Annotated in this window: 1 protein-coding gene; it reads right to left on the bottom strand. The window is 63.2% G+C overall.

The window, feature by feature from the left end:
- Nucleotides 1-62 precede the first annotated feature (62 nt).
- On the bottom strand, nt 63-467 hold a 405-nt coding region (locus AB4Z23_RS28460; protein ID WP_441361304.1), incomplete at its 5' end, for an SDR family NAD(P)-dependent oxidoreductase.

Below are 467 nucleotides of genomic sequence, written 5' to 3'. Positions count from 1 at the left end.
GCCCGATACAGGGCGGTGTTGATGGCGCGGGAGTTGCAAGTGGTCCCCGCGAGGTCGAAGTGTCATGAGTTGGAGCGGTATCGCGCGGCGGGTTCGGAGTTGCTAAAGCCTGCGGCCAAGACGCCACGCGCCTGCTCGAAGGCATCCCATGCGGCGACGTCGGGCACGGGCGGGATCGTCACCAGCTCCTTCCGGTCAAACCCGATCAGCGCCGCGTCGACGAGGTCTTCCACTTCCATCAGGTTCTGGACACGGTTGATGTCACCTCCTGCCCGCTCGAAGATTTCCGTACGTGTCGCGGCGGGCAGGACAGCCTGGACGTATACGCCCTTGGAAGAGACTTCTGCGGCTAGGCTCTGCGACATGGTCAGCACATAGGACTTGGTGGCGGCATAGATGCCGTGGGAATATTCGGGTAAAAGCGCCAGCACCGAGGCGATGTTGACGATCGACCCGCTGCCCCGCTC

Origin of the sequence: Agrobacterium sp. MCAB5 (assembly GCF_052114365.1) — a bacterium.
In the GTDB taxonomy this organism is placed as follows: Bacteria; Pseudomonadota; Alphaproteobacteria; order Rhizobiales; family Rhizobiaceae; genus Agrobacterium; species Agrobacterium tumefaciens.
Note: the sequence above shows the minus strand (reverse complement) of the source record. Positions and strands in the feature narration are given on the sequence as shown.